A 13529-nucleotide genomic window follows, 5' to 3' on the forward strand; every position below is an offset into this window, starting at 1 on the left:
CGACGGTGGCCCGCTGCCGCGTCGACTTACTGACTCGTGTACCCGCCGTCGATCGTCATCGCCTCGCCGGTGACGAACGAGGCGTCCGCCGAGCAGAGCCAGACGGCCGCGTCGCCGATCTCCTCGGGCTCGCCGATCCGGCCGATCGGCGTCGCGGCGGCGGTCTGCTCCATCATCTCGGGGTCCTCCTCCTGCGAGCGCTGGACCATCGGTGTGTCGATGACGCCCGGACAGACCGCGTTGACCCGGACGCCCTCGCCGCTGTACTCCAGCGCCGCGGTCTTGGTCAGCCCGATCACGCCCCACTTGCTCGCGACGTAGGGGCTGATATCCGGGAAGCCCAGCCGGCCGGCGATAGAGGCGGTGTTGACGACCGCGCCGCCGCCCCCTTCGAGGATCTCGGGGATCTCGGCGCGCATCCCGAGGAACACGCCCTTCAGGTTGATGCCGATCACCCGCTCGAAGTTGTCGACCGGCTGGTCGCTCGTCGCCGCGCGCTCGCCCTCGATCCCGGCGTTGTTGAACGCGAAGTCCAGCCCGCCGTAGCTGTCGACGGCCACGTCGACCATCGCGCCCACGTCCGCGGGGTCGGTCACGTCCGTCTCGACGAACGTCGCCTCGCCGCCCGCGTCCTCGATGTCGGCGACGGTCGCCTCGCCCTCCTCGACTTTCACGTCGGCGACGACCACGGAGGCGCCCTCTGCGGCGAACCGTCTCGCCGCCGCCTCGCCGATGCCGCCGCTCGCTCCGGTCACGATCGCTGTCTTACCGTCGAAGTCTGGCATTGGGTGTCTCCCCCGTTCGGCGTTGGGGCGGCGGCGATATGAATCTGTCACTCAGTTCTACTGTCGGTCGAAGCGTGGGGCGTCGCGGTCGCGGACCGGGTTCCGCGACCGAAGACGCTTTGCGCGGTCGAGGGCTGGTACGTCCGTGCGTTCACAACGTCTCTATCTGATCGGTGCCGGCGTCGTCGCCCGCTACCACGCGAGCGCTGCGACCCACCTCCCTCGCGAGGTGACCGTCGCCGCTGCCGACCCAGATCCCGACGCCCGAGCGGCGTTCGCCGACGAGTTCCCGGACGCGGCGTTGTTCGACGACGCGGCGGCGATGCTCGACGAACCACCCCGTGAGGACGATATCGTCGTCGTCGCCGCTCCGCCCGTTATCCACCGCGACCTCGCCGTGCAGGCCCTGGAGAGCGGCCGTCACGTCCTCTGTGAGAAACCGCTGGCGATGGACAGGACCGAAGCGCGAGCGATGCTGTCGGCCGCGCGGGAGGCCGACCGACTGCTGGGCAGTTGCGCCTGTCGGTTCGCCGGGGCGCCGTCGACCGAGGCGGTGCGAGAGCGCCTCGACGCGGGCGCCCTCGGCGACGTGTATCGAGCGACGTGGAGCGACCGCCGCCCCCGTTCCCGGAGCGGCGTCGAATATCAACCCGGGAGCCGGTGGTTCCTCGACGCCTCGCGAAGCGGTGGCGGCGTCCTGATGGATTGGGGCCCCTACGACTTCCACACGGTCCACGACCTGCTGGAGCCCGTCGCGGCGACCGTCTCCGGCGCCTGGACCGCCCGGCCGGCGACCGCCGTCGACCCCACGGACGTCCCCAACGACGTCGAGCAACACGTCGGCGCGGCCATCTCCTACGACCTCGGAGACGGCCGGTCGGTCGCGGTCACGTACGAACGGGCCGCCTGCACCCACGGCCGCGCCGAGCGCACGTTCGAACTCGAAGGGACGACGGGCGCGGTGGCGTTCGACTGGATCGACGAGACCGACTCGCTCACCGTCGGCGGCGACGAGGGCGGCGAGGCGGTCTCCGAGAGGGTCGAGCCCGACCGCGAACCGCCCGCGGGCGCCGACGGCCCGCTCGGCGTCCACGACCGGCCGCTCGTGTTTTTCGACCGCGCGATCCGCGGGGCGGACTCGCCGGTCGCGACCGGTGCGGACGCGCTGTTCGACTTCGCGGTGTTGCGGGCAGTCTACGACTGCGCCGAGACCGGCGAGCCGGTGACCGTCGAGCGCGGGACGGTCGCGAACGGCCAGTCGAGTGACCGGAACGGCGACGGAGGCCGGTCGTCGTGAGCGACGTGCCGGACTGGGACACCTTCGCGATGGACACCGCGTTCCGGAACTCGCTGGGCGCCACCCCTCTGGCGGCGCGCTGCGAGATGCTCGCCGATATCGGATACGACGCGACCTACCTGACCCTGTTCCACGAGCGCGACCGGGCGGACGCCGACCGGGTCGCCGCTGTCGCCGCCGACCACGGCCTGGACGTGACGGCCGTCTACGACACGCTCGACGCGAGCGCGCCGCCCGACGATCCCGACACCGAACGACTACTCGACCTGGCCGACCGGACCGACTGCGACCTCGAACTCGCCGTCGATGCGAGCGACTTCGACGCCTCCGATCCCGCGGGCGACGACGACGCGGTCGAGCGGGTCGAGCGACTGCTGGACGCCGCCGGCGACGACGTGACAGTCTCGCTGTACCCGCATCTCGGCAACTGGTTGGAACGCGTCGGCGACGCCGTCCGCCTCTGCGAGCGCGTCGACCGCTCCACCCTCGGCGTCGTCTTCCCGGCGTATCACTGGTACGCGGTCCGTGGTCGGAACCGTGACGGACCGGGACTCCGGCCGACGCTCGACCGCGCGGCGCTCCACCTCACCTCGGTCAACCTCTGTGGGAGCCGCTGGCCGCCGGGCGCCGGCGCGCCGACGATCGAACCGCTCGACGCGGGCGAACTCGACAACTTCGCCGTTCTCGGCGCCCTCGCCGCCGTCGGCTACGATGGTCCGGTCGGGATCCAGGGCTACGGCGACGGCGGCGACGCCTACGCGAAACTCGCCCGCTCACGCGAGGCGCTGGCGGCGATGCGCGAGCGACTGGTGGCCCACCCCGAGTGGGCCGATCTGGACCGCGACCGCGCTATCGGTCCCTGAGCGGCGATCGAGCCGCACCGCCGCGGGCGGGTCGACTCCGGTCACGCACGGGCCCGTTCGCCGAGACGCACGACGACGCCGACGAACCCCAGCTGGGCCGCCAGGCCCGACACGAAGGAAATCACCGACGCGATCCGCGCCCACCGGACGATCGTCCACGCGGGGTCGGGACCCATCGCGACGTCGAGGACGGCCGGGACGAGATAGTCGTAGCCGAGGGCTGCCCCGGCCGGGAACAGCGCGACGCCGACGAGGGCGAGCCCGACGCGCACCGTCGCTGGGAGCGCGTCGCCGGGCCACCACCGACGGAGTTCGGGAGCGTGCCGAGCGCGGTAGACGACCGTCTCCAGCGCCAACAACAGCCCGACCGCGAGCGCGACCTGTGCCTGGAGAAAGATCACGTCGAAGGGCGCGACGGCGATGATTTCGGTCTCGATCCCCACGATCGCGTTCACGTCGCGTTTCAGCACTGGCCAGACGGCTCGGCGCATCGTCAGAAACGTCGCCAGCGTGCCGGTCAGGAACGCGAGGGCGGCCGCCAGGAGCGTCAGCAGGTCGTTGCGCGCTTCGCCGAGGACGCTCCGAACTGCCGACCCGCCGCCCGCCGACCGCTGCCGCGTGGAGGGACTGGTCATTCGAACGGAACGTCTGTCCTCGCAGGTATCAATCTTCTGTCGAGCGAGCGGCGACGAGGCCGGCGGACCGGTCGCTACGAAGTCGCGAAAACGGTGGAGAAACGGCGCCTTACTCCCACTCGGTGTAGCCGCACTTGCCACAGTGCTGGCGGTCGCCGTGGTCGGCGAGGAAGGTGTCGCCACAGCGGGGGCACTGCTCGCGGTCGGTGGTGCCGTCCTCGTCGTAGAACTCGTGGCGGGACATCTAGGCCTCCTCGGCCTCTTCGGCCTCGCCGTCGGCGACGATCTTGTTGCGTTCGAGCATGTGGTCCTGCTCGACGTCGCGGGCGTACTCGGCGTCGTCGTAGACCTTCGCGTAGCCGACGGTCTTGCGCATGCCGAACTTGGTGTCCAGCTCGTGGACGACGACTTCCTCGGCGTCCTTGTTGAGCTTGGCCGCAAGGGAGTCGCGCACGGAGAGCCGCGAGGGCGTCGCCTCGTCGTGGGTCATCTCGAAGCGCACGTCCGTCCGATGCAACATCGGGTTCTCGTCTTCCGCGATGATGTCGATGTCCATGGTTCGTTGCCCAATACTCCCCCCGAAGCGCGTAAAAGGATTTCGAAGCGGCCAACGGCCTCGAACGGACCCGCGCGGACGCTTCCGAAAGATACGTCATTCGTGTCGGCAGAACGATCTGATAGCCGTGAGTGACCGTCGACATCTGGCGCTCGGGGCGGTGACCGGCGGCTTCCTCGTCGTCGGACTCGGCCTCCGCTGGCTCGGCGAGGGAGTCGGGACCCTGTGGCTCGCTCAGTGGGGGCTGCTCTCGGTCGGCGGGTTCGCCGCGTACGCGTCCGAACGCGTCCGCGTCGCGGGCGCCAGGGTGGCAAACGCGCGACCGGTACAGGCCACGATCCTGACGCTGTCGCTGGGGGTGACCGGGTACTGCTGGTTCGTCGTGTACCTGACCGTCACCGGACGCGACCTCGACCCGGGCTCGGTCTTCGGCGTCGCGTTCTACGGAACCCTCGGGACGTTCGGCCTCTGGATCGCCGTCGCGACCGGTCGGGGCCTGCTGTCGGGACGCGCCGACTGACCACCGACTGCAAAACTGACAGCAGTTTATGGTGTCTGGGTGAGTGATCGGCCGTGCCCGAGCGACGACACTCGCGACCGATCGTGGGACTGCTAGCGGCGTTCGTCGCCGCGCTCGGCACCTACGACACCGTCGCGCTCGGCGGCGTCACCGGCTCCGGGGGCTGGCCCACGGTCGCCCTCTACGGCGCCACGGCGCTCCTGCTCCTGATCCCATACGGCTCGGATCGGGCCCGATCGCTTTGCCACCGAGTCGTCCGGACGGGGCCCGTCCGAGCGGGGCTGGCGCTGTTCGGGCTGGGGGCGCTCACGCTCACGGCGGTGCTGGTCGTCGACTTCGCTCGCGCGCCGCCGGGCGAGTTCGAGGCCGCCATCGCGGTCGCGTTCTGGGTCCTGATACTCGGCGGCTCCGGCGTGAGCGTCGTCACGGCCGCGATCCGTGGCGAGCGCGACAGTCCGTGAGTCCATCGGACCCCGCGGCGGTCCGGGCTACCGGTATCAGGATTCGAAATGCCCGCGGTAGACCTATATTTCGTCCGCCGAATACGCTCTTAATGACCTCCAACGACGATTCACTCGTGCGGGTGACGACCGGTGTCTCGGGTCTCGACGAGGTGCTCGAGGGCGGGCTGATCGACGGACGGAGCTACCTCGTCCGGGGCCAGCCCGGGTCGGGCAAGACCGTCCTCGGCCTGCACTTCGTGACCGCGGGCGCCGCGGCCGGCGAGCGAAGCCTGTTCATCAACCTCGAAGAGGACGAGGCCGACGTGCGGGCAAACGCCACGTCGCTCGGGTTCGACCTCGACGGCGTCGACGTGCTCGACCTGTCGCCCTCTTCGGACTTTTTCGCCGAGGACCGGTCCTACAGCGTCTTCGGCGCCGACGAGGTCGAAGGCGACGACCTCACCGAGCGCATCGCCGAGCGCGTCGCCGACCGCGACCCCGACCGGGTGTTCGTCGACCCCGTCACGCAGTTCCGCTACCTGACCGGCGACGAGTACCAGTTCCGCAAGCAGATCATCTCCTTTACGCGCTTTCTCGAAGAGCACGACGCGACGGTCCTGTTTACGTCCCAGACGACCACCGAGTCGCCCGACGACGACCTGCAGTTCCTGAGCGACGGGATCCTCGAACTCGCCTACGAGAACGACCGACGACGGCTGACCGTACCGAAGTTCCGCGGCTCGGACAAGCGGGCCGGTCCCCACGGGATGGCCATCCGCGGCGACGGCATCCACGTCTACCCCCAACTGGTCCCGTCGGCCCACGGCGTCGGTTTCGACACCGAACCCATCCCCTCCGGTATCCCCGCCTTCGACGAGTTGCTCGGCGGCGGCATCGAGCGGGGGACGATCACCGTCGTCAGCGGCCCGACCGGCGTCGGCAAGACCACGACGGGGACGCAGTTCCTCTGCGAGGCGGCCGAGCGCGGCGAGCGGTCGACGGTCTTCCTCCTGGAAGAGTCGGTCGACACGTTCGAACACCGCTCGGAGGCCGTCGGCATGCCGGTGTCGTCCATGCGTGAGGAGGGAGTCCTCGCCGTCGAAGGAGTCGAGCCGGTGACGACCTCGCCCCAGGAGTTCGCCCAGCGCGTCCGCCGCGAGGTCGAACAGCGCGACACACGCGTCGTCATGATCGACGGCGCTCGCGGATACAAGCTCTCGATGCAGGGCGACGACGACGACCTCGTTCGGGAACTCCACGCGCTGGGCCGCTACCTGAAGAACATGGGTGTGACGGTGATCCTGATCGACGAGATCGACACCATCACCGGCGAGTTCCAGGCGACCAACTCCGGGATCAGTTACCTCGCCGACAACGTCGTCTTCCTCTCGTATCTGGAGATGGACGGCGAGCTCCGGAAGGTCGCCGGCGTCCTGAAAAAACGGGTCGGCGACTTCGAACGCGCCCTCAGGGAGTTTCGGATCACCAACGATGGGATCGCCGTCGGCGACCCGCTGACCGATCTGCGGGGCGTCCTCCGCGGGGAGCCCGAGTTCGTCGACGCGGGTGAGTGATGCGGGAGCGCAACGACGACCCACCCGCCCGCGTTCGCGTGCTCGTGGCCCACGACCGCAACCGAGAGCTGCTGACGGAGTGGCTCGGCGACACCTACGAGGTCGTGACCGGTATCGACGAGGGCGTCGCTGGTGAGGACGGCGGCGACGGGCCGTTCGCCGACACGGACTTCTGTCTGGTCGACCCGGAGGGGTTCGCCGCCCACCGCGAGCGACTGCGGACGTGGAAAGACGAGGCCGACCCGGTGTTCGCGCCGGTCGTGCTCGTGACCGAGGAGCCCCTGAGCGAGGGGCTCGACCCCGAGAGCTGGGAGAGCATCGACGGGCTGTACGTCGTCGACGACGTGGTCCAGATCCCCGTCGAGAAGGCCGTTCTCTTCCGGCGGCTGGAGAACCTCCTCTCGCGGCGGTCGCTGTCGACGGATCTCGCCCGCTCGTACGAGCGGGCGGAGGAGCGGTTCGCCTCGCTCTTTCACGCGACGCCGGACCCAGCGCTGGTGCTCTCGGAGGGGCACGTCATCTACGTCAACGACGCCTTCTGCGAGGAGTTCGCCGTCGACCGCGACGACATCCACTGGCGCCATATCGCCGAACTCGACGCGCTGCCGCCGTCGACCAGAGACGGGATCGAGTCCCAGATCGAGCGGGTGCTCGCCGCCGAGGCCGGGGCGGCCGAGGCGACCGGCGACGACGGCGCCTCGCCGGAGGACCTCCGGGAGGCGGCGGTCGACGACGGCACGGACGACACGGTCTCGACTGGGTCGGACACGGACCTCGACGACGCGCCGACGGACCAAGCGCCGGACGACCGGACGGAGACGGTCGTCGTCGAGCGGCCGGACGGGGAAGAGCGCTACGTCGAGACGAACGTCAAACCGATGATCCTCGACGACCGGCGAAACGTCGCGGTGGTGATGCGCGACGTGACCGACCGCCGCCGCCGCAAGCGCGAGCTCGAACGGAAAAACGAACGGCTCGAGGAGTTCGCGAGTCTCGTCAGCCACGACCTGCGCAACCCGATTCAGGTGCTCGACGGGCGACTGAGCCACCTCGAAGCGGTCGATACCGGCGGGGAGCCGTTCGCCGGCGACGAGTCGCTGGCCGACCAGGTCGAGCCGATGCGGCGGTCGGTCGACCGCATGTCCGACCTCGTCGAAGACATGCTGACGCTGGCACGACAGGGTACCGCCGTCGACGAGACCGAAGTCGTCGACCTCGCCGCGGTCGTCGAGGAGGCGTGGACGACGACGGACGTGCCCGAGGCGACGCTCGCCGTCGATACCGACCGCTCGCTGGCCGCCGACCCCTCGCGGCTCCGCCAGCTGTTCGAAAACTGCTTTCGCAACGCCGTCGACCACGGTCCCGACGACGTGACCGTCCGTATCGGCGACCTCCCGGACCGAACGGGCTTTTTCCTCGAGGACGACGGTCCCGGCATCCCCGAGTCCGAGCGCGACGCGGTCTTCGCGCTCGGACACACCACGAGCGACGACGGGACGGGCCTCGGTCTCGGTATCGTCTCGGAGATCGTCGACGCCCACGGCTGGTCGATCTCGGCGACCGAGAGCGCGGACGGCGGGGCGCGCTTCGAGATCGTGACCGAGTGAGAACGGCCGCTCGCCGATGGGGCGGGCGGCTCGCCGCTCAGGTGTGCATCTCGCCGAGTTCGGCGAGCAGGTGCGAGACGTGGATGCGGTCGCTGGTACCTTCGTGGAGGTCCACGTCGATCTCGCCGGCCAACCGGTGGACTCGCGCCAGGTCGGCCCCGGAGTACCGCGACCGGGCGACCGTGAGCACGTCCTCCAGCACCTCTTCGCCGCTGTGGCCCTCCTCGACCAACAGGTCGTCGAGCGCCTTGCGGGCGTCGGTGAACTCGCCGGCCTCGGCGGCGGTCACCATCTCCTGCACCCGCTCGTCGGCGCCCAGCGACCCCAGCACCTCGTATGCGGTGTTCATCGTGATCTCGCCTTCCTGTTCGTGGGTGGTCTGGGCGGCCAGGATCGCCTCCCGGAGATCGCCGTCGGCGTAGCCCGCGACGTACTCGATGCCTTCGTCGTCGTAGTCGGCGCCTTCCGCGTCGACGATGTCCTCCAGCACGGCGACGGTCTCGTCGTGGGTCGGCTTGCGGACGGCGACGGGGAAACACCGCGAGCGGATCGGCGGGATCAGCGCCGAGGGCTGGCGCGTCGCGATGACGAACTGCGTCGCCTCATAATACTGCTCCATCACCCGACGGAGCGCCTGCTGGAAGTCCTCGCGGACGCCCTCGGCGTTGTCCAGCAGGACCGTCTTGTAGTTGCCCGAAACCGGCTGGTAGCTCGCCGACTCCTTGAGGACGTGGTTGATCAGGTCCGCCTTCGAGGACTCCCGGCGGCGCTTGCTGTCGATGAACTGCGCGAACCGGTCGTCCTCGCTGACCTCTTTTTTGGTCATGTCGAAGAAGTCGGCGACGTTGATCTCCACCAGATCGGCGTCGGGGTTGTCGTGGAGCTCGTCGGCCAGCGCGCGGACCGCGGCGGTCTTGCCGGCGCCCTTCGGCCCGTGGACCAGCAGGTTCATCGGCTCGGTGACGACGCTCTTCAGGTGGTCGCGGACCTCCGGCTGAGGCAGGTCGGAAAGCGCCGGCGCGTGGGTCTCCGTCCACAGCGGCCCCTCGACCGCCGCCCGTCCGTCCTCGCCGTCCTCGTCGGCCATTGCCCGCCGATAGGTCACCCCCGCGTATCAATCCACCTCTCTCGGACCGGAGCGCACGACCGGTCGGTCGTCCCTCCGACGCAGAAGACTTATCGTTCCGCCGTCACGTCGTGGGCGCATGGACGGCGCTGGCGGCGAAGACGTCGGCGACAGCGGGACCGGATCGAAGGCCAGCGGTGCGAGCGCCCCGGACGCGGTGGCAAAGAGCGAAGCGGCCAGCCGGAGCGAGGACGCGGAGGCGGTTTCGGGGTTCACGGGGTCGTCGGTCGTCAGGACCGTCGTCGCCTTTCTCGCCGGTCTCGGCGCGTTCTTCGCGCTGCTGTACGCTCTCTCGATCGTCTTGAACTCGTACTGAGCGGACCGGTCCCGCGACGGTCGGGACTGCGCGGGGGTCGTGGCTGGCAGTCAGTTCACGTAGTCCTCGTGCCCGCTGGCGACGAGGTACTCGCGCAACAGCGCCGGGAAGTTCCGACCCTCGAGATATCGCAGACCGAAGTCGTCGGCCCAGCCGACGATGCCCTGGTCTTCGGTGACGACGCCGGCTTCCAGCTCGCGCGCCAGGATGAGGAGGTCGAAGTCCTCCCGGGAGTCGAGCACGCCCTGTCGGAGCGCGCGGCGGTACTCGTCGCGCAGGTCCGAGATGACCCTGTCGACCTCGGTCATGTGGTCGTGGTCGTCGACGGTGTCGGTCGAGGACTGTTCGGCCTCGCGGACGGCCTTCTCGGCGACGCGAAGACCGCGGTTGACCCGGTCGGACATCTCGTCGACGAACTGGTAGACGATGTGGGCCGGCACCCGCACCTCGTAGCGGGCCGGCGCCTTCGTGATGACCCAGGTGTCGAGCTTGGCGAACACCTCGTCGCTCACGTCGCGGTCGCGCAGCATCTGAGTCAGCTCCTCGTCGATCGTCGGCGGCATGTAACAGGAGATGTTCAGCGCGAGCTTCGCGTCGGCGACGAGTTCGAGCAGTTCGAGACAGGCCCCCTCGAGGTCCTGGCCGTCGTCGCGGATCGCCTCGGTGATGAACACCGACGTATCGAGTACGAACCGCTGTTTGAGTGGCGAATCCGCCATTATCGGCTGCTACGCGTCGAGCCGTCAAGAAGTGCGCGGCCGGTGTGGCGCGATGCTCGGTTCGTATTGTGAGTGTATCGGTCGATTCGGGTGAGCGAGTCGCGGAGCGCAGTCAAACGACAACGACCGCAGTCGACGGCAAGCGATGAACGCCCTCGGCACGCTCGCGGCCGCTGTGCGACATATCTTCGCTCCCTGCGGTCGCTCAGATAGCGGTCCCGCACCGGCCGCGACCGCGCCTCACGGGTCGCTTCGCTCCCCGTTCGGCCGACCGTGGCGTTCGCTTCGCTCACGCCACGCGCGCCTCGCCCGTTCAGTCCGCCAGGGTCACCCGACCCACGCAGCACTACACCGTGCCACACACCTCCCCAGCCGACTCGCTCGCTCCGCTCGCTCATCCCTCGCACAATTCCGTCTCGCGGCCTCACGTTCGTTCGGCACGCTCGACAGCTCGCGCCACCGAAAGTGACCACTCAGTGATCTGTACTGAACGAAACCGATACGTGACGCGTCGCTCACGGATCGGTTCCGAGGACGAAAACGCGGAGACAGTCGGACGACGTTACGCCGGAGACCAGCCGCATACCGAGCAGTCTGTGGCGGCCGAGTCGTGGAGTCCCCCGCAGTCGGGGCACTGCTTCTTGTTGTAGTTCTCTTCCCAGCCCGCCTCCTCGACGTCGTGTCCGCGGTCGGTTAGGAACTCGTCGAACATGTCGTCGGTGCTCGGTGCGGACGCCATACATGCTACGCTATACCACACCAGCATATAGGTCTATTGGTATGCGAAACCTTTGCACACGAAATCGGGCCGTCGCGGGTCGGCCCGGCGGAGCGGCTCGGTGACCGTGTGTCGTCGATCGGTCGGATCCAAGGACATATGCCGTAGTTGTCCGATACACCCGCTATGGCACGGAAACGGGCGAGTCGTCGTCGGTTCCTGGCGGCCGTGCTGGGCGCGTCGACGGTCGGACTGAGTGGGTGTGGATCCGACGGTGACGCGACGACGACACCGGGGGACGCGGGCACAGCGACGCCGAGGGATACGCCGACGGATACGCCGACCGCCTCGGCGACGCCGACCGATACGGCGGAGCCGACCGATACGGCGGAGCCGACCGATACGGCGGAACAGACGGCGACCGCGACGCCGGACGCGTCGTCGTTCGCGTCGTGGCCGACGTTCATGCGAAACGACGAACGCTGGGGACACCATCCCGACGCGACGGGCCCCCAGGAGGAAGTCTCCGCCGACTGGACGAAGCAGTTCGACCAGGACGCGGTGAACGCGACGCCCGTTCTGGCCGACGGAACGCTGTATATCGGCGCGGGCGGCGCCGGCGACGACGACGGGTCGTTCCACGCGCTGAATCCCGTGACCGGCGAAACGAAGTGGTCGAAAGACGTCGCCGCACCGGTCACCAGCGCGGCGGCGATCGACCGCGGGTTCGCCTACTTCGGGACGACCGACGGCGTGTTCTACGCGCTGAACACCGACGACGGCTCGGTGTTCTGGGAGTGGGACCTGGGGTCGACGGAGGACTTCACGGCGCCCGCCGTCGTCGACCGGGGCGTCTACGTCGGGTCGAGCGGCAGCCCCATCTACAAGTTCGACGCCCTCGACGGCGGCCTGGAGTGGAACCAGAGCACCTACGGCTCGATCACCGCCCCGCCCGTCTACGCCGACGGCACGGTCTACGCCACGAGTGCCGACCAGGAACTCTACGCCGTCTCCGATTCGGGGGACCTCCAGTGGACGGTAGACCTCGGCGGCAGCGCCAACGGCGTCGCCCACCGCGACCGGCGCCTGTTCGTCACCAGCGAGAACAACAGGCTGACGCAGGTCAACGTCCGTGGCAGCACCGGCTGGCAGATCTCCCGGAGAGACGCGTTCGCGGCGACGCCAGCCGTGACCGCCCAGCGCGTGTTCGCCGGTACCCGCGGCGGGACGCTGTTCGCCTTCGACGTCGGCGACGGCCGGGAGCTGTGGCGAGTCACCGAACCCAGCGGCGGCGTCACCGCTGCGCCGGTCGTCGCCGACGGCACCGTCTACGTCGGCGCCCGCGACGGCAGCGTCTACGCCGTCACTGCCGAGACCGGCGACCTGAAGTGGTCGTTCGCTACGAGCAACAACATCGAAGCGGCCGCGCCCGTCGTCGCCGGCGGCCGCGTCTACATCGGTAGTCAGGACGGGACGCTCTACGCGCTCGGCGAGTGACCGTCCGACGATTTCAGCCGGTCACCACAGCGTCGCCGCGAGCGTCGACCCCAGCCAGACGGCCGCGAGCGCGCCGAGCAGGTTCACGGCGGCCTTGCCCAGCGCTCGCCGGCGTTCGCCCGTCTCGAACAGCCGCACCGTCTCGAAAGCGAACGTCGAGAACGTCGTGAACGCGCCGCAGAAGCCGGTCCCGAGCGCGAGCACCGCGGCGTCCCCCACCGGCGCCACCAGGGTCGCCCCGAGCGCGAAACTGCCGAGGACGTTCACCGCCAGCGTGTCGCCGGTGCGGGCGTCGATGCGCTCGCCGAGCAGGTGCCGAGCGAGCGCGCCCGCGACGCCGCCGACGCCGACGAGGACCACCGGGTTCACGACAGCCACCTCGCGAGCCAGCGACCGCAGAGGACGCCCACGAGGCCCACTGCGTAGTTGCCGACGACGTTGGCCGCCGCCAGCGTCGGCCCGACCGAGCCGACCAGGCCCAGCCCCGTCGAGCCCGTCGACCCCGCCAGCTGGGTCGTCTCGACGGCGAACGTGCTGTAGGTGGTAAACGAGGAGAGGAAACCGGTGCCGACGACCAGCCGCGTCTCCGCGCTGAGGGCGTCGGCGAAGTGGCGTTCGTACAGGACGACGCCGAGCGCGAAGCTCCCGAGGCCGTTCGCGGCCAGCGTCCCCCACGGAAACGCGCCGGGTAACGTGAGCGCGAGCGCATACCGCAGTGCCGCGCCGGCGAACCCGCCCAGGGCGACGAGCGCGAGCGGTTCCAGCCGGACCAGTGCGTGATCGTCGGCCATTCGCCCGAACGCACCCGCCGCTCCCACACGTGTGTTTCCCTTCGACGCGCGCGGTCGCGCCCCCGGTCGACCGCTGACCGTG

Annotated in this window: 17 protein-coding genes; 8 read left to right on the forward strand and 9 right to left on the reverse strand. The window is 69.5% G+C overall.

All coding sequences use genetic code 11. The annotated features are described in order from the left end of the window. Positions 1-26 precede the first annotated feature (26 nt). Complete coding sequence (locus tag I7X12_RS13960) at positions 27-785, reverse strand: glucose 1-dehydrogenase (RefSeq protein WP_198060672.1); 759 nt, start codon at positions 783-785, stop codon at positions 27-29. A gap of 145 nt (positions 786-930) precedes the next feature. On the opposite strand from I7X12_RS13960, the gene I7X12_RS13965 reads away from it, so the two are divergent. After that, positions 931-2082 (forward strand): Gfo/Idh/MocA family protein, encoded by a 1152-nt coding sequence (locus I7X12_RS13965; protein ID WP_198060673.1) that lies wholly within the window; start codon positions 931-933, stop codon positions 2080-2082. After that, entirely contained in the window at positions 2079-2945 is an 867-nt protein-coding gene (locus tag I7X12_RS13970) for a sugar phosphate isomerase/epimerase family protein (protein ID WP_198060674.1), read from the forward strand. The genes I7X12_RS13965 and I7X12_RS13970 overlap by 4 nt, the downstream gene beginning before the upstream one ends. 41 nt (positions 2946-2986) lie before the next feature. Here I7X12_RS13970 and I7X12_RS13975 read toward each other — a convergent pair whose 3' ends face one another. The 3 genes from I7X12_RS13975 to I7X12_RS13985 form a co-directional block, all read right to left on the reverse strand. Further along, positions 2987-3580, reverse strand: a complete 594-nt coding sequence (locus I7X12_RS13975) for a twin-arginine translocase subunit TatC (RefSeq protein WP_198060675.1) — start codon at positions 3578-3580, stop codon at positions 2987-2989. A 109-nt stretch (positions 3581-3689) separates the two neighbouring features. Further along, positions 3690-3824, reverse strand: coding sequence for a 30S ribosomal protein S27ae (locus I7X12_RS13980; RefSeq protein WP_198060676.1), 135 nt, complete (start codon positions 3822-3824; stop codon positions 3690-3692). Next, positions 3825-4136: a 30S ribosomal protein S24e gene (locus I7X12_RS13985; RefSeq protein WP_198060677.1), complete on the reverse strand. Its 312-nt coding sequence runs from the start codon at positions 4134-4136 to the stop codon at positions 3825-3827. A 127-nt stretch (positions 4137-4263) separates the two neighbouring features. On the opposite strand from I7X12_RS13985, the gene I7X12_RS13990 reads away from it, so the two are divergent. The 4 genes from I7X12_RS13990 (at position 4264) to I7X12_RS14005 (ending at position 8280) form a co-directional block, all read left to right on the forward strand. Next, a complete protein-coding gene (locus I7X12_RS13990; protein ID WP_198060678.1) occupies positions 4264-4656 on the forward strand; it encodes a hypothetical protein in 393 nt (130 codons plus the stop codon). Positions 4657-4739: 83 nt separating this feature from the next. Next, entirely contained in the window at positions 4740-5117 is a 378-nt protein-coding gene (locus tag I7X12_RS13995; protein WP_198060679.1) for a hypothetical protein, read from the forward strand. Between the two features lie 92 nt (positions 5118-5209). Beyond that, complete coding sequence (locus tag I7X12_RS14000; protein WP_198060680.1) at positions 5210-6673, forward strand: ATPase domain-containing protein; 1464 nt, start codon at positions 5210-5212, stop codon at positions 6671-6673. Next, complete coding sequence (locus I7X12_RS14005) at positions 6673-8280, forward strand: sensor histidine kinase (RefSeq protein ID WP_198060681.1); 1608 nt, start codon at positions 6673-6675, stop codon at positions 8278-8280. Before I7X12_RS14000 ends, I7X12_RS14005 begins: the two co-directional genes overlap by 1 nt. Before the next feature lie 37 nt (positions 8281-8317). Here I7X12_RS14005 and I7X12_RS14010 read toward each other — a convergent pair whose 3' ends face one another. Beyond that, complete coding sequence (locus I7X12_RS14010) at positions 8318-9367, reverse strand: AAA family ATPase (RefSeq protein WP_198060682.1); 1050 nt, start codon at positions 9365-9367, stop codon at positions 8318-8320. Between the two features lie 118 nt (positions 9368-9485). Here I7X12_RS14010 and I7X12_RS14015 point away from each other — a divergent pair, with 118 nt between their 5' ends. After that, entirely contained in the window at positions 9486-9722 is a 237-nt protein-coding gene (locus I7X12_RS14015) for a hypothetical protein (RefSeq protein WP_198060683.1), read from the forward strand. A 50-nt stretch (positions 9723-9772) separates the two neighbouring features. Here the strand turns inward: I7X12_RS14015 and I7X12_RS14020 are convergent, their stop codons facing one another. After that, the gene (locus tag I7X12_RS14020) at positions 9773-10441 is read right to left on the reverse strand and encodes an RNA ligase partner protein (protein WP_198060684.1); all 669 of its coding nucleotides are present in this window, start codon (positions 10439-10441) and stop codon (positions 9773-9775) included. Positions 10442-11003: 562 nt separating this feature from the next. Beyond that, entirely contained in the window at positions 11004-11180 is a 177-nt protein-coding gene (locus tag I7X12_RS14025) for an HVO_0416 family zinc finger protein (RefSeq protein ID WP_006883231.1), read from the reverse strand. Between the two features lie 165 nt (positions 11181-11345). On the opposite strand from I7X12_RS14025, the gene I7X12_RS14030 reads away from it, so the two are divergent. Continuing rightward, positions 11346-12656: an outer membrane protein assembly factor BamB family protein gene (locus tag I7X12_RS14030; RefSeq protein ID WP_198060685.1), complete on the forward strand. Its 1311-nt coding sequence runs from the start codon at positions 11346-11348 to the stop codon at positions 12654-12656. Between the two features lie 21 nt (positions 12657-12677). On the opposite strand, the gene crcB is transcribed toward I7X12_RS14030, so the two are convergent. Both crcB and I7X12_RS14040 read right to left on the reverse strand, forming a co-directional pair. Beyond that, positions 12678-13034, reverse strand: coding sequence for a fluoride efflux transporter CrcB (gene crcB, locus I7X12_RS14035; protein WP_198060686.1), 357 nt, complete (start codon positions 13032-13034; stop codon positions 12678-12680). Next, positions 13022-13447: a fluoride efflux transporter FluC gene (locus tag I7X12_RS14040; protein ID WP_198060687.1), complete on the reverse strand. Its 426-nt coding sequence runs from the start codon at positions 13445-13447 to the stop codon at positions 13022-13024. Before I7X12_RS14040 ends, crcB begins: the two co-directional genes overlap by 13 nt. Between the last annotated feature and the right edge of the window lie 82 nt (positions 13448-13529).

It is taken from the genome of Halosimplex litoreum, assembly GCF_016065055.1.
GTDB classification, from domain to species: domain Archaea; phylum Halobacteriota; class Halobacteria; order Halobacteriales; family Haloarculaceae; genus Halosimplex; species Halosimplex litoreum.

Bases quoted from the DNA above. Each gene is read 5' to 3' on its own strand.
- I7X12_RS14020 (WP_198060684.1), bottom strand. From the start codon at position 10,441: ATGGCGGATTCGCCACTCAAACAGCGGTTCGTACTCGATACGTCGGTG.
- I7X12_RS14015 (WP_198060683.1), top strand. From the start codon at position 9,486: ATGGACGGCGCTGGCGGCGAAGACGTCGGCGACAGCGGGACCGGATCG.
- I7X12_RS13975 (WP_198060675.1), bottom strand. From the start codon at position 3,580: ATGACCAGTCCCTCCACGCGGCAGCGGTCGGCGGGCGGCGGGTCGGCA.
- I7X12_RS13985 (WP_198060677.1), bottom strand. From the start codon at position 4,136: ATGGACATCGACATCATCGCGGAAGACGAGAACCCGATGTTGCATCGG.
- I7X12_RS14000 (WP_198060680.1), top strand. From the start codon at position 5,210: ATGACCTCCAACGACGATTCACTCGTGCGGGTGACGACCGGTGTCTCG.
- I7X12_RS14010 (WP_198060682.1), bottom strand. From the start codon at position 9,367: ATGGCCGACGAGGACGGCGAGGACGGACGGGCGGCGGTCGAGGGGCCG.
- I7X12_RS14025 (WP_006883231.1), bottom strand. From the start codon at position 11,180: ATGGCGTCCGCACCGAGCACCGACGACATGTTCGACGAGTTCCTAACC.
- I7X12_RS14040 (WP_198060687.1), bottom strand. From the start codon at position 13,447: ATGGCCGACGATCACGCACTGGTCCGGCTGGAACCGCTCGCGCTCGTC.
- I7X12_RS13960 (WP_198060672.1), bottom strand. From the start codon at position 785: ATGCCAGACTTCGACGGTAAGACAGCGATCGTGACCGGAGCGAGCGGC.
- I7X12_RS13980 (WP_198060676.1), bottom strand. From the start codon at position 3,824: ATGTCCCGCCACGAGTTCTACGACGAGGACGGCACCACCGACCGCGAG.
- I7X12_RS14030 (WP_198060685.1), top strand. From the start codon at position 11,346: ATGGCACGGAAACGGGCGAGTCGTCGTCGGTTCCTGGCGGCCGTGCTG.
- I7X12_RS14005 (WP_198060681.1), top strand. From the start codon at position 6,673: ATGCGGGAGCGCAACGACGACCCACCCGCCCGCGTTCGCGTGCTCGTG.